At 61.0% G+C, this 16,850-nt stretch carries 15 protein-coding genes; 8 read left to right on the top strand and 7 right to left on the bottom strand.

Annotated elements, in window-relative coordinates; genetic code table 11:
• Positions 1-25 precede the first annotated feature (25 nt).
• Complete coding sequence (locus HGP14_RS10250) at positions 26-1,468, bottom strand: FAD-binding oxidoreductase (protein ID WP_168829739.1); 1,443 nt, start codon at positions 1,466-1,468, stop codon at positions 26-28.
• Positions 1,469-1,654: 186 nt separating this feature from the next.
• Between HGP14_RS10250 and queC the strand changes: the two genes are divergently transcribed.
• Genes queC through queE form a run of 3 tightly spaced genes read left to right on the top strand, consistent with a single transcriptional unit; the run spans position 1,655 to position 3,455 of the window.
• Positions 1,655-2,365, top strand: coding sequence for a 7-cyano-7-deazaguanine synthase QueC (gene queC / locus HGP14_RS10245; protein ID WP_168829738.1), 711 nt, complete (start codon positions 1,655-1,657; stop codon positions 2,363-2,365).
• The gene (gene queD, locus HGP14_RS10240; RefSeq protein WP_168830280.1) at positions 2,365-2,721 is read left to right on the top strand and encodes a 6-carboxytetrahydropterin synthase QueD; all 357 of its coding nucleotides are present in this window, start codon (positions 2,365-2,367) and stop codon (positions 2,719-2,721) included. Before queC ends, queD begins: the two co-directional genes overlap by 1 nt.
• Entirely contained in the window at positions 2,718-3,455 is a 738-nt protein-coding gene (gene queE, locus HGP14_RS10235; RefSeq protein WP_168829737.1) for a 7-carboxy-7-deazaguanine synthase QueE, read from the top strand. The genes queD and queE overlap by 4 nt, the downstream gene beginning before the upstream one ends.
• Before the next feature lie 71 nt (positions 3,456-3,526).
• On the opposite strand, the gene HGP14_RS10230 is transcribed toward queE, so the two are convergent.
• From HGP14_RS10230 to HGP14_RS10210, 5 genes are all read right to left on the bottom strand, one after another.
• Positions 3,527-3,712, bottom strand: a complete 186-nt coding sequence (locus HGP14_RS10230) for a hypothetical protein (RefSeq protein ID WP_168829736.1) — start codon at positions 3,710-3,712, stop codon at positions 3,527-3,529.
• A 456-nt stretch (positions 3,713-4,168) separates the two neighbouring features.
• Positions 4,169-5,494, bottom strand: a complete 1,326-nt coding sequence (gene repC, locus HGP14_RS10225) for a plasmid replication protein RepC (RefSeq protein ID WP_168830279.1) — start codon at positions 5,492-5,494, stop codon at positions 4,169-4,171.
• A gap of 150 nt (positions 5,495-5,644) precedes the next feature.
• The gene (gene repB / locus HGP14_RS10220) at positions 5,645-6,691 is read right to left on the bottom strand and encodes a plasmid partitioning protein RepB (protein ID WP_168829735.1); all 1,047 of its coding nucleotides are present in this window, start codon (positions 6,689-6,691) and stop codon (positions 5,645-5,647) included.
• A gap of 51 nt (positions 6,692-6,742) precedes the next feature.
• The gene (gene repA, locus HGP14_RS10215) at positions 6,743-7,957 is read right to left on the bottom strand and encodes a plasmid partitioning protein RepA (RefSeq protein WP_168829734.1); all 1,215 of its coding nucleotides are present in this window, start codon (positions 7,955-7,957) and stop codon (positions 6,743-6,745) included.
• 305 nt (positions 7,958-8,262) lie between these two features.
• On the bottom strand, positions 8,263-8,814 hold the full coding sequence (locus HGP14_RS10210; RefSeq protein ID WP_168830278.1) for a TetR/AcrR family transcriptional regulator: 552 nt from the start codon (positions 8,812-8,814) through the stop codon (positions 8,263-8,265).
• 308 nt (positions 8,815-9,122) lie between these two features.
• Here HGP14_RS10210 and HGP14_RS10205 point away from each other — a divergent pair, with 308 nt between their 5' ends.
• From HGP14_RS10205 to scpA, 5 genes are all read left to right on the top strand, one after another.
• A complete protein-coding gene (locus HGP14_RS10205) occupies positions 9,123-9,596 on the top strand; it encodes a (2Fe-2S)-binding protein (RefSeq protein ID WP_168829733.1) in 474 nt (157 codons plus the stop codon).
• On the top strand, positions 9,596-10,591 hold the full coding sequence (locus tag HGP14_RS10200) for a xanthine dehydrogenase family protein subunit M (RefSeq protein ID WP_168829732.1): 996 nt from the start codon (positions 9,596-9,598) through the stop codon (positions 10,589-10,591). The genes HGP14_RS10205 and HGP14_RS10200 overlap by 1 nt, the downstream gene beginning before the upstream one ends.
• The gene (locus HGP14_RS10195; RefSeq protein ID WP_168829731.1) at positions 10,588-12,876 is read left to right on the top strand and encodes a xanthine dehydrogenase family protein molybdopterin-binding subunit; all 2,289 of its coding nucleotides are present in this window, start codon (positions 10,588-10,590) and stop codon (positions 12,874-12,876) included. Before HGP14_RS10200 ends, HGP14_RS10195 begins: the two co-directional genes overlap by 4 nt.
• Positions 12,877-13,204: 328 nt before the next feature.
• Positions 13,205-14,407: an MFS transporter gene (locus HGP14_RS10190; protein ID WP_168829730.1), complete on the top strand. Its 1,203-nt coding sequence runs from the start codon at positions 13,205-13,207 to the stop codon at positions 14,405-14,407.
• A 92-nt stretch (positions 14,408-14,499) separates the two neighbouring features.
• A complete protein-coding gene (gene scpA, locus HGP14_RS10185) occupies positions 14,500-16,638 on the top strand; it encodes a methylmalonyl-CoA mutase (RefSeq protein WP_168829729.1) in 2,139 nt (712 codons plus the stop codon).
• Between the two features lie 13 nt (positions 16,639-16,651).
• Here the strand turns inward: scpA and HGP14_RS10180 are convergent, their stop codons facing one another.
• Positions 16,652-16,804 carry a hypothetical protein gene (locus tag HGP14_RS10180; protein ID WP_168829728.1) on the bottom strand — a complete coding sequence of 51 codons (153 nt, stop codon included), beginning with the start codon at positions 16,802-16,804 and terminating at the stop codon, positions 16,652-16,654.
• Positions 16,805-16,850 lie beyond the last annotated feature (46 nt).

Genomic DNA, 16,850 nt, shown 5'->3' with positions numbered 1-16,850 from the left:
CTTTCGATCACTGCGTTGCCACCAGTCAGCTGGGGGCCGGCATTTCCGCCTGTGGCTTGACGTTTTGGTTCATACGAAAGAGGTTTTCCGGATCGTAACGCCGCTTGATCTCAGTCAGGCGCTTGTAGTTGGCGCCATAGGCTGCCTCGACACGATCGCTCTCATCCTCCGGCATGAAGTTGATATAGGCGGTGCCGATCGCATGCTTTTTCGTCGCTTCGAAAAGCGCGCGTGCCCAGCTGATGCAGGCGTCGTCCATCGATTTCTCGCGCCAGCGCGCATGCACATTCATGACGAAATGCGAGTTGCGCTGGGGGAAAGCCGTTGCCTCGAGCGCGATGCGGCCCGCCGCGCCGCCCACGTGGCCAATGAATATCTCGCATTCCGGCCCCGGGAGGCTTCGGACGGCATCAAGGAGAACTGCGATCGTTGCATCCGAAAGCTCGGCGAAGTCCTGGCTCTTCCAGTAGTTGCGGGCGCCCGGCGCCAACAGCGGATCGAATGCCTGCTGCCAGCCGGCAAACGGCATCGGACTGACGACATCGACAATGGGATTGCCAATGCTACGAAGCCCGGCCGTCGCCTCCTGGCCTGTTTCGATGTCGCCGCAATAGCACATGGCGAGGGCGAGAATTTCCTTGCCGTGCCATTCGGCTGGCAGGAAGGGCAGTGGCGGCGCCTTGCGCATGACAGCCCAGCATGTCAGCTCGTCCGGCGCGGTCTCGAGCGCTTGGCGATATTGTCCGAGCACCGCCTCCGCATCATCGAAGGGATGGATAACCAGACCGGCCAGGACTTCGCCCGGCAAATCGTGAAGCCGGAATTCGAAGGAAGTTACCACGCCGAAATTGCCGCCGCCGCCGCGCAGGGCCCAGAACAGATCCGACTCGTCGTTCTCGCTTGCACGCACCAGCTTACCGTCGGCGGTCACAACCTCCATGGAAATAAGATTATCGATCGTAAGACCGAACTTGCGCGTGGCCCAGCCGAAACCGCCGCCAAGCGTCAGACCCGCGATGCCGGTCGTCGAGTTGATGCCGGTCGGCAGAACCATCCCGAAGGCTTGAGTTTCGTTATCGACATCGGCAAGGGTTGCCCCCGGCTCGACCCGAAGGCGACGTGTAGCGGGGTCGACTCTTACCGATTTCATCGGCGATAGATCAATCATGAGGCCGCCCTCGCACACTGCGTTGCCAGCAATGTTGTGCCCGCCGCCACGCACCGACAGCAGGAGATTGTTGTCGCGGGCAAACTTCACCGCTCTCATGACGTCGGCTGCACCGGCACAACGTGCGATAAGGCCCGGCCTCCGGTCGATCATGCTATTCCAGATAGCCCGCGTCTCGTCATAATTGGCGTCCTTGTTGGTGATTAAGGTCCCGCGCAGCGCCGCCGCAAAGGCATTAAGGGCCGCGTCGTCCACGACCTTCTGGCCCTTTTGCAGGGTCGTAAGATTCAAGCTGTCCATGATTGTCTCCCTCGGCAGGCCCGCCCCGTTTCCCGCCGCGGCATTTTGCGCTTCGTGCCGGCCTTACGCAAGATATTGCTAATACGCAATCCGGGCTTTGCTCTTCACAAGTTGGGATGATTGCTCTACATGCCACCTCGTAATCCGGTCGCAGCCCACCCGGTCAAAACAAGGGATCAGACAATCATGAAAACCATCGTCATCTGCTCCGGCGGATTGGACTCCGTTTCGCTCGCCCATAAGGTCGCCGCGGAACACCAGCTCATCAGCCTTCTTTCCTTCGACTACGGACAACGGCACCGAAAGGAGCTCGACTTCGCTGCCGCCTGCGCCAAACGGTTGGGCGTGGCCCACCACATCATCGACATCAGACAGATCGGCAGCCATCTCACGGGGTCGGCGCTGACCGACGACGTCGACGTCCCGGACGGGCATTATGCCGAGGAAACGATGAAGGCGACCGTCGTTCCGAACCGCAACGCCATCATGCTCGCCATCGCCTTCGGACTGGCTGCGGCGCAGAAAGCCGATGCCGTTGCAGTCGCGGTGCATGGCGGCGACCACTTCATCTATCCGGACTGCCGGCCGGGCTTCATCAATTCATTTCAGGAGATGCAGAACCAGGCGCTCGACGGCTATGCCAGCGTTTCGCTCTACGCGCCTTACGTCACCGTCTCGAAAGCGGACATCGTCACCGACGGTGCGAGGAACGGCACTCCCTTTGCGGAGACGTGGTCGTGCTACAAGGGTGGCGCGCGCCATTGCGGCCGTTGCGGCACCTGCGTCGAACGGCGCGAGGCATTTCATCTTGCCGGTGTTGACGATCCGACCGACTACGAGGATCCGGACTTCTGGGTGGCTGCAACGGCCGGCTTCTCGGCCGAGGAGGTGAAATGATGTTCCGTATCACCAAGGAGTTTCATTTCTCGGCCTCGCATCAGCTGACTGGCCTCCCCGCCGAGCACCAGTGCGCGCGCCTTCACGGCCACAATTATATCGTCGTCGTGGAGCTTGCGGCCGCCGAACTCGACGAAAACGGCTTCGTTCGCGATTATCACGAGCTTGCCCCCCTGAAGCACTATATCGACGAGCGGTTCGATCATCGGCATCTCAACGAGGTCTTCGGTCATGATCGCGTGACCTCCGAATATCTCGCGAAGCACTTCTACGACTGGTGCAGGGCGCGCCTGCCGGAAACCTCGGCCGTGCGGGTCAGCGAAACGCCAAAGACCTGGGCGGAGTACCGGCCATGAACGAGTCTCGCGAGACGCAGATCCGCGTCAGCGAAATCTTCGGGCCGACGATCCAGGGAGAAGGCATCCTGATCGGCCTTCCGACCGTGTTCGTCAGGACCGGCGGCTGCGATTACCGCTGTTCGTGGTGCGACACGCTGCACGCCGTCGATAGCGAGTATCGCGATCAATGGCTTCCGATGTCGGTTGACGACATCTGGCGGGAGGTTTCGCGGCTTTCTGGTAATCGCCCGCTGACGGTGTCGTTGTCGGGCGGCAACCCGGCGATCCAGCCGCTAGGACCGCTGATCGCACGCGGCCATCAGGAGAACTATCGGTTCGCACTGGAGACGCAAGGCAGTATCGCGAAGGACTGGTTTGCCGATCTTGATGTCCTGGTGCTGAGCCCGAAGCCACCCTCAAGTGGGATGGACACGGACTGGCGTGCTTTCGATCACTGTTTGCGGGCAGCTGGAGCGAAGCCGCAGATCGCCTTGAAGGTCGTGGTCTTTGACGAGCGCGACTACCTCTATGCGCGGTCTGCCGCCGCACGATACCCCAGCCTTCCAGTCTACCTTCAACCTGGCAACCACACGCCTCCGCCGCCCGACAACGACGATGCAGTGGTCGATATCGACGGCATCATGGACCGGATGCTCTGGCTTGTGAACAAGGTGACGGAAGATCGCTGGTTCGAAGCTCGCGTCTTGCCGCAACTGCACGTCCTGTTGTGGGGCAACAAGCGAGGCGTCTGACAATCGAGTGTCCCGGCCGTGTCTGCGTCCGGGACCGATGGAGGGTGCCGATACGCTCGGGGCTACTTCGCTTAGCGGAACCGTGGTTGCTTCGGCGGAGCATTCGCCCGGATCTCGTGAAGCGGCGCATGTTTCCCAAGGAGCCTGAGCAGCTTGCGCTCCTCCGCAGGGTCCACGCCCAGCTTCTTGCAGTGATCGGCAACATCGTGGTCGTGGGGACCAGGAACGTGGACCTGTCTGTTGTTCATGTTCTTCATGGCTCTTCCTCCTTTGCCGAAGATAACGCATGACGAACCCAGATCGTTCGGAGCGATACGACTTGATTGGATAACCCCGTGCGCTTGCGCCCATCTTCAGACAAGAATGGTCATTTTCGCAGAAAACAGCGCTTGCCGTTATATAGCTGTTTGATGATCCGGCTTCCCCGAAAGAAGGTATTGCCTCTTGTTTGCGCTGCTCGACCAAAAGACAGTGCGACCGAGCCTCTCCCCTCATCGCGCGACACGCACCTCGTAGCGCGAGGTTTCCGCGGTTATCGGGTTTAGAGGCTATGGTATCCCCCACCCGTCTGTCCGTTACACCGACCCTCATATCCCCTGTCTAGCGGCACCGCAGGACACATGGCGAGAGCGTAGAGATCTGCCTGTCGAATTTTTAATGGCCTGTTATTGCTCGTTCTTCTCCAGATAACGGAAATTATCTGCACTTTCATTTCAATCACCATAAGCCGAGGTAGAGCTACCGGATTTTGACGACGGAGCGGCCGGGCGGTGACGTGTTTCCTTTGCACGGGCCAAAGCCATCAACATTGGCTTTATCGCAAACTCTCCACCTTGTGCTCGCTTTGTGAGATACCGTAGATAACCGCCTGCAGAATTGATCTCCCCTGCCCTCTCGAAGATGCATGCGAGCACAGTCGCTGCGTTCTGCGGACCCATGACACGGCAGGCGTCCTTGTAGGCTGATGGACTGATCTGCAGCATTGAACTCACCATTGTTCCGGCCGCAATGAGATCTTGCCACGTCTTGATCGTGCCTGCCGGGCCGTAACTGCGCACCTCGGGGCATGCTTGGAGAACGAGCGATAGAGGAAGCGGATGGATTGCTGCAGGAGCATCCGCTCTTGGGATGGGGGTTTCGGTGGTCCCGGTTGGGATGGGCATTCGGTCATCGAACGCGACGGCGGACGAGCGGTTTACCGCCGTAAACTCGGACACCAGTACTTCACTCGCGGCTTCAGAATCAAAAGGAGATTCAGATTCTGTTATCTGTATGTGCCGCTCATTTTGTGAGTCATTGCCGCTCGAATTTTGAGCTTTAATGAGTATTTCCAGCTGCTTGATGATTTCCTCGCGGAGAGTCTCCAACGTGGCCAAGGCCGACGCGATCAAACGGGTAGATGCGACCCTTGGCAATTGGTCGAGGATCTGATGGAAGCGCTGCTGAGCGCCCAGCCATTCACCGGGAAGCTCCTCGATGAGTGCAGCGTTGATGAGTTTGGAGATGTCGCGGCGGCAGAGCGTGAGGCGTTCCTTGAGAGTCTGCATATAAAGGCGATCGGCGGCGACCTTTGCGGCAAGCTGCTCGATTTCCGTTGCGCGGGCCAACAGCGGCGCTAGCGAGAAACCGTAGGCGTCATTGATTTCGCCCTGGCGGTTCTTGCGTGCGTAACGCTTTCCGTTGGGGCTGTCCTTGCGGATGATGAGGCCGGCGACGACGAGTGCGGCCATATGCCGGCGGATCGTCTGCTCGGCCATTCCGTGGCAGCGGAGGGACAGCTGCGCATTGGAAGGAAATACGACAAGGCTGTTATCCGCTGAAAGCTCGCTCTTCGGATAGAAGCTGAGCAGCGCGTTCAAAACGGTCAGAGCTCTGTCCGAGATTTCGAGCAGAGGCTTTGCTTCGCACAGGGCGCGATAGATTTTCCACTTGTCGACCGAGGCACCTGCCCCGACGTCCCGGCTTGTCACCTGGCTTGTGAGCATGCCAAGTGTCATCGGCCGCCGCCCAAAGGGCGTCGTCACACTTCCGCTTTCCATTTTCTTCGCCTTCTTCAAGGCAAAAGGTATCAGCTCACCGAAAATAGGTGCCGGAGACTCTTGACTATGTTGTGCGGAAATGTGATTCTCTGGGTGTCTAGATCAGAGAGGGCTTCCGCGGCGGCAACGTTTCGGGGGCCTTTTCTTTTGCTATTGATCTCCGTTCTGTCGTGAATTTTTGCTCATCTCGAACGCCTCGTAGAGACGATCCAGATTGTCCGCGATGTAGGCGCCGAAGGCCGATGCCTCCCTCGCCTTGAGCGCGATAGTGAACTGCTTTCCGTCGTCCTTGATCTTCGCCTTTACGGAGCCGTCCTTGCGGTGCCATTGGCTGATGGCAGAGGCTGGTGTTGCGCTTTGTGCGGGCGACGACGGCGTCCTGCTGAGAAAGGCAACAAGCATGTCGAAGCGTGCGTCCGGTTCTGCGGCCTCGAATTCCGGCGTTTCGACAAACAGCCTTGCTCGCTCCGGAGCGTTTTCCTCTTCGAACTTCACCGAAAGATCGTGCCAGCGGTCGCGGCCGGTTGCACGGGCTGCGCCGATTGCCGAAAGAACCTCGGTCGGAATGCGTCGCGTAACCGAGAGCATCTTGGAGACCGTGGTCTTATCGGCGCTGAGCGCCGCCATAATGGTTTCCCGATCGAAACCGAGCGTGTCGAGTTTGTCTGCAAACATCGTGCGCTCGATAAACGAGAGGTCCGCGCGCGCGGAGTTCTCCTGGCCCTGAGCAATGACGTGGTCGCGGTCGGCCAGCTTCTTGACGACGGCGCGAACCGGCCGGCCCAGTTCCTTTGCGGCGCGTGCGCGGCGATGGCCGAATGCGATCTGATATTTCCCATCCTTCTCAGGATGAGGTCGGACAAGAATCGGCGAATCCTGGCCACGCAGGCGTATGGCTTCCACCAGTTCGCGAAACTGTTCGTCGTTATGCGCGAGGCGATCGCTGACGAAGGAATCTTCGATGAGCGCCGTGTCGAGATCGATGACCGTTTCGCCGTGCGCGAGCTTGTCTTCGATGTCGCGTGCGGCATCGGCTCTCGCGGCGAGGGCGTCGATACTGCGGGTAACGGCTCCCAGCGCGCCGATTCCCTTGTAGGTGATCTGCTGCCTCTCCGCGTCGCTGCTGGGCTCGTGGTTTACGGCCGTAAACGTCTTGGAATCGTCCATGAGGCCCGAGAGAATATTCTTACGTGCCATTTGGTTTCCTCCGGACGGTCAAGCGGTTTACCGCGGTAAATCGGGGATAGTTCATTTGCGTCCCCATGCCTTGTGAATGAGCTCGGCAACCTCGCCATTCACCGCACTCATGGCCTCCATCGCGCGGTCATAGGTGGCACGGGTAAACTGGTTGCGCTCCACCTCATACAGGGTCTGGTTCGTCATCGCCGCATCCGAAATCGCCACGCTGCGAAGCATGGGATTGGTGAGCACGTGATTGCGGAACATGGAGCGCATGAAGGCGACCATCTGGGTCTGCGGGCCATCCTGCGGGTCGTAGCGGGTCACGAGATAACGAAGCCAGTCGAGATTCATGTTGCCGCCGGCGCCCTTCAGCGTGTTCAGCACTTCGCCCAACATTTGCAGGAACTGGCACATCGACATCACGTCGAGCATCTGCGGATGCACGGTGATGAGCACCGCGGTCGCGCCGCAGATTGCGCTCATCGTCAGGAAGCCGAGCTGGGGAGGGCAGTCGATGACGACGACATCATAGTCGTCGGCGACCGAGGACAACGCCTCATCCAGGCGGGCAAAGAAGATCCGGCCGTAATCGCTGGTCTTACCCTGGGCAAGAACGCGCGGCGTATCGTGCTCGAACTCCATCAGTTCGAGATTGCCGGGTACGAGGTCGAGATTGGGGAAATTGGTCTTGCGGATGATTTCCTTCAGCGGCCGCCGCTGGTCGTCGTAACGGATTGCTGCATAAAGCGTCTCGTTCTCGTCGACATCGAATTCCGGCTGGAAGCCATGGATTGCCGAAAGCGAGGCTTGCGGGTCGAGGTCGACCGCAAGAACCCGATGGCCGGTGAGCGCCAGATGCTGGGCGAGGTGGGCCGCACTGGTGGTCTTGCCGCTGCCGCCTTTGAAGTTCACCACGGCAATGACCTGCAGATGTTCGTTGCCCTTGCGGTGGGGAACGTAGCGGGTGCTGCCCCGGGCGTTCTGATCCAGGAACAACCGCATCTCGTCCATCTGCGCGGCAGTGTAGGACCTGCGGCCGGATGGCGTCACCTGGGGGAGGGGACCCTTGCTTTCGAGGGAGAGGTTGCGGAGATAGCCGCTCGTGACGCCGAGGAAGCGGGCAGCCTCCGCAAGCTGAAATTCGCGCAGTCCCTTCATGGCCCGGGGCGGAAACATTTCCAATCGATGCTGCTTCAGCTTGTCTGACAGTTCCTGAGCCTGGCCGATGATCAGCTGATCGACGTCAGAAATTGCTTTATCAATTGTGGTTGCCATATTCATGGAAATCTCGAAAATGCGATTTAAACAGCGCGCGGGCTATGAAAGCGCATTTAGACGCCGATTCTCATTTTCTTGCAAGGCAATTAGGGTTAACAAGGAGTTAACGCTTTTCGTTGAGAGGCGCCCGACGGCATTCTTGGCGTCATTGCCAGTTTAAGGAGTGCCTGGAGCCTGAGTATGAGCTGCGGAACCTAATGGCGGGTTTTCTTCCGTAATGCCGCGAAGATTAACCATATCAGCGCATTAGCGGAGTGCCGCGGCGACTCCAAACCGGTCCGAATCGGATTCGGTAGGTGCCGTTGATCTTACTCTACACCCCGTCGAAGTCCATCCATCAGCAGGCGAACAAGGCGGCGGGAACGTTCCCGCCATTCCGGGGAGTCGGGAATGGAGTAGATGCTGGAGAGTGCGTGGAGCAGATCGGTGCTGTCGACATCGCCGCGGATCAACCCCTTGGCGGCGGCGCTGTCGACCAGCTGCCGAAACGCGCCGGAGATGAGCCCGGCGCTTTCGGCGAAAAGCTCCGAGTTGGAATTGAGCAGAACACGCAGGCTTTGCGCCATGCCACGCTTTGCGGCAATGTAGCTGACGAAGCGGTTCATCCATTCTTCGAGCGCAACGTCAGCAGGATGCTCGGCAAGAAGTTCGCTTGCCGCTGTCGCGAGATTCTCGAGCTCCCGCCGATAGACGGCCTCAACCAGATGCTCGCGGGTGGGAAAATGCCGGTAAAGCGTACCGATGCCAACGCCGGCGCGCCGGGCAATCTCCTCCAGCGAACCTTCGACGCCGTGATCGGCGAAGACGACGGCTGCAACGGCGATCAGCTTGTCGCGGTTGCGCAGCGCATCGGCTCGCATACGCCTTTCGGGCTTTGCGTCGTCTTCGCCCGCTTCCTTTCCACCCAAAAGCCTCTCCTGCAGATAAGGGCTTGACGCTGCCGCGCATGCCGCTAGTTTATTCGGAGGCGCCTCCGCTTAACTGGAGTGCCTTGCACTTGTTATCGCAGAAAGAGGCGAAATGTCATGTCTCGATTGCACAAGGCGCCATAGGTGAACACGAACGCCGCAGCATGTGGGGCCAGTCTTAGCTTTCGCAGGAGCTCCGCACTCAAGAGCGGCAATTTTTGATGACAATGCAATCCCCTCCGGTGAGCCAGGAGAATACCATGACCCGGACAATCAATCTCAAGCTTGATATCAACGGCAAGTCTCACGAGCTAGCCGTGGAACCTCGCGTGACGCTACTCGATGCACTGCGTGAACATCTTGGGCTGACCGGCACCAAGAAGGGCTGCGATCAGGGCCAGTGCGGCGCCTGCACCTGTCATGTCGATGGCAAGCGCGTCCTTTCCTGCCTGACGCTTGCTGCGCAGGTCGAGGGCCGAGAGGTCACGACGATCGAAGGTCTTGCGGACGAAAACGGTGACCTGCATCCGGTCCAGGCGGCCTTCATCGAACAGGACGCCTTCCAGTGCGGCTATTGCACCCCCGGGCAGATCATGTCCGCCGTCGCCTGCATCCGCGAGGGTCATGCGGGTTCAGATGCGGAAATCCGCGAATACATGTCCGGCAATCTCTGTCGGTGCGGGGCCTATAACAGCATCGTTGCGGCGGTGCGCGAAGCGGTGGAGATGGCCTGATGCGCGATTTTTCTTATCTCCGCGCCACGTCTGTCGACGAGGCTGGCCGCTTAGCACAACAGGCCGGCGCCATGCTGCTTGCCGGCGGCACGACCCTGCTCGATCTCGCCAAATGCGGTGTGACCAATCCCGAAACGGTCGTCGATATCACGCATCTTGCCGGCCTCGACATGATCAAGGTCGATGTCACTGGTGCCACGATCGGCGCACTTGCAAAGATGAGCGACGTGGCCGATCACAAGGATATCCGCGACGCTTTCCCAGCGGTGTCGGAGTCGCTGTCGCTTGCCGCATCCGCCCAGCTTCGCAACATGGCGACGATCGGCGGCAATCTTCTGCAGCGGACCCGCTGTTCCTATTTCCGCGAGCCAGGCGTCTTTGCCGCCTGCAACAAACGAAATCCCGATTCCGGCTGTTCGGCGATTGGCGGCGTGACCCGCAACCACGCGGTTCTCGGCACCAGCGAAGCCTGTATTGCCTCCTATCCCGGTGATCTCGCCGTGGCGCTCGTCGCTTTCGACGCAGTGGTCGAGTTGGGTAGTCGCAAGGTTGCTGTCGACGATTTCTTCCTCATACCCGGCGATACACCGGACAAGGAAACGGCGCTTGAGCGCGGCGAGATCATCACCGCCATCACCATTCCCGCCTCGACTGCAGCTCGGAACTCAACCTATCTCAAAGTCCGCGACCGGCAGTCCTACGAGTTCGCCGCGGCAAGCGCCGCAGTCGGCCTTGAATTCGAGGCGGACGGTAAGACGGTACGTGATATTCGCGTCGGGCTTGGGGGCGTTGCGACAAAACCCTGGCGGGCACGTGCCGTCGAAAAGGCGCTCATCGGTAAGGTTCTCGACACGCAAAGCGTCGAGAAGGCGAGCCGGCTCGCCGTGGAAGGTGCCGTCTCCTCTGGAGGCAACCACTACAAGATCGAACTTGCGCCGCGCGTCATTACCCGCGCTATCCTGACAATGGCCCAGAATATGGGAGCCCTCGCATGACCATCATGGAACCCCGCAAACACGGCGACGCCTCCGACGGCATGATCGGCGGCCGTCAATCCCGCTTCGAAGGCGGCCTGAAGGTCACGGGTGCTGCGACCTATGCGCTGGAATATCCGGTCGAAGGACTGGCCCATGCCGTGCTCGTCCAGAGCACCATTCCGGCCGGGCGCGTGGTCTCGATCGATGCCTCCGCCGCGCTTGCCGCGCCGGGCGTGCTGATGGTACTGACGCCGGACGACGATTTTGGCATGACCGTCGCGACCGACTGGTTTGGCAACCGGCCGGAAAACCAGCCCTATATTCCGCTGCCGCGCGAGGTGCGGTTCAACGGCGAGACAATCGCCGCCGTGGTCGCGGAAAGCCGGGAACAGGCCGCGGAGGCCGCGAAGCTGGTGAGCGTCACCTATGAGGAAGCCCCTTATATCGCGAGCCTCGGCGATCCGAAGGCGGGCGAAGGCACCGTGATGGACCACCTGAGCTCCGACTGGGGCGATGCCGAAGCCGCGCTTGCCCCCGCACCCGTCCAGATCGAGGCGGAATACTCCACGCCCCGCGAGTATCACACCGCGATGGAGCCGCACGGACTGACGGTGAAATGGGGCGGCGACCAGCTGACGGTCTGGGAGCCCAGCCAATGGTCGCACGGCATGGCGCGTACCTATGCGGAATGGTTCAACATTCCCTATGAGAATGTCCGCCTTATCTCGCCTTTCATCGGCGGTGGTTTCGGCTCCAAGGGTGCGGTGCTCGCCTATGGCGCAGTGGCAGCCTTCGCGGCGAGAAAGCTCGGCCGGCCGGTGAAACTTGCGGTCACCCGCCCGCAGAACTTCACCAGCTATGGCGGTCGCGCCGCGACGCGCCAGACGCTCAGGCTCGGTGCGTCGGAGGATGGTATCCTCCGAGCCATCGTTCATCGCGGCGCGAGCGAAACGTCGACTTACGCTGTCTGGCCGGAGCAGACGGGTGCCGCGACGCCCATCCTCTACAAGGTCGAGAATTTCTCGTCGCAGCACCGCGTCGTGCCGGTCAATACCGTGACGCCCGGGGCGCTGCGCGGCCCCGGCAAGAACCCGAGCTCCTTCGGCATCGAAAGCGCCATGGAAGAGCTTGCCTACAAGCTCGGCATGGACCCGCTCGAACTTCGGCTGAAGAACGATGCCGATCACGACTACCAGTCCGGAAAGCCGTGGGCGACCCGCCGGCTCCGCGAAGCCTTGATCGAGGGCGCCGAAGCCTTCGGCTGGTCGAAGCGCAATCATGCGCCGCGCTCCATGCGTGATGGTAAGACCCTGATCGGCTGGGGCATCGGCTGCGGCACGTTCCCGGTCATCCAGGCGCCAAGCGAGGCAATCATCCGCATTCTCGGGAATGGCCGCGTCGAGGTGGTCAGCGGGGCGATCGACATGGGGCAGGGGACCTACACCATCCTCGCCCAGACGGCGGCTGAGGTCTTCGGCATTCCGGTCGACCAGGTCGAGGTCCATCTCGGCGATTCCCGTCTGCCGGGTTCGGCGATCGCCGGCGGCTCGATGCTGGCGGGTTCCATCGTCGGCGCCGTGCACAAGGCGGCAACCGCCGCCCGTGACGAGCTGATCGGGCTGGCGCTCAGCGACGCAAAGTCGCCGCTGCGCGCGACCGGTGCCAACACGCTGACCTTCAGCGACGGGCGGGTTGCCGCACCGCGCGGCGAAGGTCCGTCGCTCACCCTGCCGGAACTGATGGCAGCGCTCGGCCGCGACGAGATCGAAATCCGCCGGAACACGCTGCCGGATGGCGCGACCGCCCAGGAGCATCATCAGGCCTGGACGACGATGGCCAAGGTGCAGGGGCCGACCATGGGCGACTATTCTATGCACAGCTGGTGCGCCCATTTTGCTGAAGTGCGGGTGGATGAGGATTTCGGCACGGTGCGGGTTTCCCGCATGGTTTCGGCCTTCGACTGCGGCCGGCTCTACAATCCGCGGCTGGTGGAAAGCCAGTGGCGCGGCGGCATCATCATGGGCATCGGTCAGGCGCTGCTGGAAGAAGGCCTTGTCGACCTGCGCAACGGCCGCACCGTCAACAACAACATGGGCGACTATCTGGTGCCGACGAACTCGGACGTGCCGGATATCCAGGTGATCTCGGTCGGCGTACCGGATTACAATGCCTCGGCATTGGGCGGCAAGGGCGTCGGCGAAGTCGGCATCGTCGGCGTCGCGCCTGCCATCGCCAACGCCGTCTTTCACGCAACCGGCAAACGAATCCGGGAATTGCCGATCACGCTGGAAAAGCTGATCTGACGTTTGAGCGCGGAAGACTTGCATTCAGGCGTTATTCCTTCTCCGGCGATGGCCGGGGAGGGCTCTCCTGCCCCGGGGAGGAGCCAGGATCAGATCGTATCGCGTGCGCTTCGTAAGCTCCCTGCGGCTTGTTACGCGGAACAACTGCATAAAAAATGGGCTGGGCGTACCGATCCTGCGAAAACAGGCCTGTAATTGACGCGCAGGTTGCGATAAAGGCTGTTTACGCGACCGCCGCCGAACACTAGCCCCCAGGCTCCGATCGCCAAAATCATCTTATGTAAAGCAATGGCGGCATGGCGTTGAACCGGCCGCAGGAGAAATGCTTATGGCCGTGTTGAGCGAGAATGCGCCCCGCTTCGAGAAGACGACGATGTCGATCCTTGTGGCCGTCAGCTTCTGCCACATGCTGAACGATATCATGCAGTCGCTGCTCGCTTCGCTCTATCCGCTCTTCAAGGCGAACTACGATCTCGACTTCGTCCAGATCGGCCTATTGACGATGACGTTCCAGGTGACCGCGTCGCTCCTGCAGCCGATGGTCGGCATCGTGACCGACCGCTGGCCGATGCCCTATTCGCTGCCGGTCGGCATGGCGAGCACCTTCTGCGGTCTCGTGCTGCTTGGCAATGCCGGAAGCTTCGAACTGCTGCTGGTCGCCGCCAGCCTGATCGGCTTCGGTTCGGCCGTCTTCCATCCGGAATCCTCGCGCGTCGCGCGGCTTGCGTCCGGCGGCCGCCACGGCTTCGCGCAATCCTTCTTCCAGGTCGGGGGCAATGCCGGACAGGCAATCGGCCCGCTGCTGGCCGCCTTCATCGTGCTGCCGCTCGGCCAGCACAGCGTTTCCTGGCTCGCCGTCATCGCCGTCGTCGGCATGATCGTGCTTGCGCGCGTCGGCAACTGGTACATAAGCCATCGCCGCCAGAACGCCGGCAAGCCGGCCGTCAGCCGCGCCCTGCCGCTGCCGAAGAGCCGCGTCGTCTGGACGCTGCTGATCCTCGTGCTTCTGACTGCGACGAAGAATGTCTACATGGCCAGCATGTCGAGCTACTTCACCTTCTACGTCATCGAGAAGTTCCAGCTGAGCGTCCAGTCGGCGCAGGTCATGCTGTTCCTCTTCCTGGGTTCGGTCGCCGTCGGCACCTTCCTCGGCGGGCCGATCGGCGACAGGTTCGGCGCGCGCTTCGTCATCTGGTTCTCGATCCTCGGCGTCATTCCCTTCGCGTTGCTGCTGCCCTATGCGAATTTCTTCTGGACCTGCGTGCTCAGCGTCGTCATCGGCCTGATCTTCGCCTCCGCCTTCTCGGCGATCGTCGTCTTCGCGCAGGAACTGGTGCCCGGCCGCGTCGGGCTCATTGCCGGCGTGTTCTTCGGCTTCGCCTTCGGCGCGGGCGGTCTCGGCGCTGCCTTCCTCGGCGATTTCGCCGACAGCCACGGCATTGCCTTCGTCTACAAGATCTGCTCGTACCTGCCGCTGCTTGGCCTGTTCACGATCTTCCTGCCGCGCATTCCGAGGTACCGGGTGGCGTGACGCGCCGCCACGCGTGAATTATCCTAAGGCCCTATCGCGCCGCATGCTATTCCAGTGATAGCGTGCGGCGCAAGGAAATGCCGGAGGATGACATGACCGAGAAGACGCTCGCGGATTGGGCCGCACTCGCCGAAAAGGAGATTGGCGGGTCGCAGGAGAAGCTGACCTGGCATACGCCCGAGGGCATCGACGTCAAGCCGCTCTATACCGCCGCCGATCTCGAAGGGGTGAGCCATCTCGAGTCCCTGCCGGGATTTACGCCTTTCACTCGCGGGCCGCGCGCGACGATGTATGTCGGCAGGCCTTGGACGATCCGGCAATATGCGGGCTTCTCGACGGCCGAGGACTCCAACGCCTTTTACCGCCGCAATCTGGCTGCCGGTCAGAAGGGTCTATCGGTCGCTTTCGATCTCGCCACTCACCGCGGCTACGACAGCGACCATCCGCGCGTCGTCGGCGACGTCGGCAAGGCAGGAGTCGCAATCGACTCGGTCGAGGACATGAAGATCCTCTTCGACGGCATTCCGCTGGATGAAATGTCGGTATCGATGACCATGAACGGTGCCGTGATCCCGATCCTCGCCTCCTTCATCGTCGCGGGCGAGGAGCAGGGCGTTTCGCGGGCCGAGCTTTCCGGAACCATTCAGAACGATATCCTGAAGGAGTTCATGGTCCGCAACACCTATATCTATCCGCCAGAACCTTCGATGCGGATCGTCGCCGACATCATCGAATATACGGCGAAGGAAATGCCGAAGTTCAATTCGATTTCGATTTCCGGCTACCACATGCAGGAGGCCGGTGCGACCTTGGTGCAGGAGCTTGCCTTCACGCTCGCCGACGGCCGGGAATATGTCCGCGCCGCAATCGCCAAGGGCCTCAACGTCGACGATTTCGCCGGACGGCTGTCCTTCTTCTTCGCGATCGGCATGAACTTTTTCATGGAGGCTGCGAAGCTGCGCGCCGCGCGGTTGCTCTGGGCGCGGATCATGGACGAGTTCCAACCGAAAAAGGCGTCCTCGCTGATGCTGCGGACTCATTGCCAGACGTCGGGCGTGTCGCTGCAGGAGCAGGATCCTTACAACAACATCATACGCACCGCCTTCGGGGCGATGTCGGCGGTCCTCGGTGGCACGCAGTCGCTGCACACCAATTCCTTCGATGAGGCGATCGCGCTGCCGACGGAGTTTTCGGCCCGCATCGCGCGCAATACGCAGCTGATCCTGCAGCACGAGACCGGTGTCACCAAAGTCGTCGATCCCTTAGCCGGCTCTTATTATGTCGAGACGCTCACGAAGGATCTTGCCGAAAAGGCATGGGCGCTGATCGAGCAGGTCGAAGCGCTTGGCGGCATGACGCGCGCCATCAACGACGGCCTGCCGAAGCGGCTGATCGAGGAAGCGGCGGCACGGCGGCAGGCTGCGGTGGACAAGGGCGATGAGGTGATCGTCGGGGTCAACAAATACCGGCTCGAGAATGAACACCCGATCGATATTCTCGAGATCGACAACAGCGCGGTGCGAAGCGCGCAGATAAAAAGGCTCGAGGAAACAAAGCGGCGACGCGACAGCGCCGCGATTGCCCAGACACTTAGCACGCTTTCAGAGGTTGCGCGTAGCGGCCAAGGCAATCTGCTGGCTGCGGCGGTCGAGGCAGCGCGGGCGCGCGCGACCGTCGGTGAAATCTCCGATGCAATGCGCAAGGCCTTCGGCGATCACGTCGCCACGCCCGAGGTCATCAAGGACGTCTACGGCGAGGCCTATCGCGATGAGCCGGAACTCGCCGTATTGAAAAGCCGGATGTCGGAGGTAACCGGCGCGCTTGGGCGCAAGCCGAAGATCATGGTCGCCAAACTCGGCCAGGACGGACATGACCGAGGCGCGAAGGTGATCGCGTCGGCTTTCGGCGACATAGGCTTCGACGTGCTTGCCGGTCCGCTGTTTCAGACGCCGGAGGAGGCTGCCCGGATGGCGATCGGCGAAAACGTCAATGTCATTGGCGTCTCATCGCTTGCGGCCGGCCACAAGACACTGCTGCCGCAGCTCGTCGAAGCGTTGCGAGCAAACGGCGGTGGAGATGTCATCGTCATCTGCGGCGGCGTCATTCCGCGGCAGGATTATCAGTTTCTGGCCGAAAACGGCGTTTCCGCCATCTTCGGGCCTGGAACCCATGTGCTCGATGCCGCAAACTCGGTGCTCGATCTCCTTCAGGGCATCAGGCGAAACACCTGAAGCCGCCGGCAGCTCAGGGCGCCGGCTGTCCGCCGAAGAATGTGAAATAGCCCCAGGCGGCGCCGAGCAGAATAAGGATGGTCAGTACCACGAGAAGCTTTCGCAGCGCCGGATTCGGCTTGCGGGGCGGCTTCGGCCTTTGAAATTTGATGACGTTATCATCCATCAAGGCGTCCTAACCTGATTGCGCCGCTGAGGACATTTGGTGCCTG

It is taken from the genome of Rhizobium sp. P32RR-XVIII (assembly GCF_012641395.1).
Classification (GTDB): Bacteria; Pseudomonadota; Alphaproteobacteria; order Rhizobiales; family Rhizobiaceae; genus Rhizobium.
The sequence above is the reverse complement of the archived record's forward strand: the minus strand, read 5'-3'. Positions and strand labels throughout refer to the sequence as shown.

Bases quoted from the DNA above. Each gene is read 5' to 3' on its own strand.
- HGP14_RS10230 (WP_168829736.1), bottom strand. From the start codon at position 3,712: ATGAAGAACATGAACAACAGACAGGTCCACGTTCCTGGTCCCCACGAC.
- HGP14_RS10200 (WP_168829732.1), top strand. From the start codon at position 9,596: ATGCGCGATTTTTCTTATCTCCGCGCCACGTCTGTCGACGAGGCTGGC.
- queE (WP_168829737.1), top strand. From the start codon at position 2,718: ATGAACGAGTCTCGCGAGACGCAGATCCGCGTCAGCGAAATCTTCGGG.
- HGP14_RS10195 (WP_168829731.1), top strand. From the start codon at position 10,588: ATGACCATCATGGAACCCCGCAAACACGGCGACGCCTCCGACGGCATG.
- HGP14_RS10250 (WP_168829739.1), bottom strand. From the start codon at position 1,468: ATGGACAGCTTGAATCTTACGACCCTGCAAAAGGGCCAGAAGGTCGTG.
- HGP14_RS10190 (WP_168829730.1), top strand. From the start codon at position 13,205: ATGGCCGTGTTGAGCGAGAATGCGCCCCGCTTCGAGAAGACGACGATG.
- repA (WP_168829734.1), bottom strand. From the start codon at position 7,957: ATGAATATGGCAACCACAATTGATAAAGCAATTTCTGACGTCGATCAG.
- HGP14_RS10180 (WP_168829728.1), bottom strand. From the start codon at position 16,804: ATGGATGATAACGTCATCAAATTTCAAAGGCCGAAGCCGCCCCGCAAG.
- repB (WP_168829735.1), bottom strand. From the start codon at position 6,691: ATGGCACGTAAGAATATTCTCTCGGGCCTCATGGACGATTCCAAGACG.
- HGP14_RS10210 (WP_168830278.1), bottom strand. From the start codon at position 8,814: ATGCGAGCCGATGCGCTGCGCAACCGCGACAAGCTGATCGCCGTTGCA.
- scpA (WP_168829729.1), top strand. From the start codon at position 14,500: ATGACCGAGAAGACGCTCGCGGATTGGGCCGCACTCGCCGAAAAGGAG.
- queD (WP_168830280.1), top strand. From the start codon at position 2,365: ATGTTCCGTATCACCAAGGAGTTTCATTTCTCGGCCTCGCATCAGCTG.
- HGP14_RS10205 (WP_168829733.1), top strand. From the start codon at position 9,123: ATGACCCGGACAATCAATCTCAAGCTTGATATCAACGGCAAGTCTCAC.
- queC (WP_168829738.1), top strand. From the start codon at position 1,655: ATGAAAACCATCGTCATCTGCTCCGGCGGATTGGACTCCGTTTCGCTC.
- repC (WP_168830279.1), bottom strand. From the start codon at position 5,494: ATGGAAAGCGGAAGTGTGACGACGCCCTTTGGGCGGCGGCCGATGACA.